The organism is Oleiphilus sp. HI0125 (genome assembly GCF_001635355.1).
In genome coordinates, this window is record NZ_LWGF01001032.1 from 1 (window position 1) to 1204 (window position 1204).

Annotated in this window: 2 protein-coding genes; both read left to right on the plus strand. The window is 44.1% G+C overall.

Going from position 1 to position 1204, the window contains the following annotated elements:
* Nucleotides 1-521, plus strand: a 521-nt coding sequence (locus tag A3762_RS17610; RefSeq protein WP_068756871.1) for a DUF4124 domain-containing protein, incomplete at its 5' end; no start/stop codon positions are given.
* A gap of 40 nt (nt 522-561) precedes the next feature.
* Nucleotides 562-1204 (plus strand): 7-carboxy-7-deazaguanine synthase (gene queE / locus A3762_RS17615; RefSeq protein WP_068756873.1); only part of this gene is annotated, 643 nt, incomplete at its 3' end.

Consider the following 1204-nt stretch of genomic DNA (forward strand, 5'->3'; position numbering starts at 1 on the left):
TGTATCGCTTGTTTTCTGTCATTATTTTAGTGGGTGCACTAAGTTTACCGTTTTATGCAGACTATCAAGCCGGTGGTGACTTTCTCAATATTAAAGAAATGCCAGACAAACTAATAAGCGCCATTACACCTAGCTCTGGTGGCATCTACACAGATGAACCTAAAGAGTCTCAGGTGAACAATGCTTCCGAGACAAAGAGCTCTCTAGAATATTATCGTTGGCAAGACGAACATGGGCAGTGGCATTTCAGTGATGAAAAACCATCCAATCAAAAGAATGTACAAAGTGCGCAACTGAAACCCGAAGCACTCCAAACGATCTCAGGTATGGATCCAAGTCTGATCAATAAAACCTATCAAAACGACTCTTCAAACCTTAATACATCCCCCACCTTATCTACGTCTGAAAGTATGACGCAACCAACACTCGAAAATATGACTGAAGTAATGCAGAATGCGCGCGACGCAGCGCAGCTCATGAACGAACGTAATCGAGCATTGCATCAGCTCGTCACCGATTAATTACATCAGGGTTCGGAACGTGGCGTATAGAGTTAAAGAGATGTTTTATAGTTTACAGGGTGAAGGCGCACGCGCAGGACGTGCTGCAGTGTTCTGTCGCTTCAGTAAATGTAATCTCTGGAATGGACGAGAAGATTCAAGAGCCGATGCCATCTGCGATTTTTGCGATACGGACATTGTTGGTACTGATGGCCAAAATGGTGGCACATTCGCTAATGAAGAAGAGTTGAGTAAGGCCATTTACGAGATGTGGCCAAGCGCAGATCAGAACGGCCGCTCAGAGCCCTACGTGATTTTTACGGGTGGAGAGCCTCTATTACAATTAGATAAAGCCTTGATTGATAAAATGCATTCACTTGGCTTTGAGGTTGCGATCGAAACAAACGGTACCTTAGAAGCGCCAGAAGGCATTGATTGGATTTGCATTAGCCCTAAAGCAGACGCAACACTAAAATTGACTCGAGCGAATGAACTAAAACTGGTATTCCCTCAGGAACTTGCCAAACCTGAACAGTTTGAAGCGTTTGATTGCGAGTATTTTTTCTTATCGCCTAAAGCAAATCCACTCGAACAAAGCAAGCAGGACTCAGTAAAGCAGTTTAACACTCAGCTCGCGCTAGATTATTGTCTCGCAAACCCTCAGTGGCGACTGACGCTGCAAACCCACAAAATTCTGAATATTG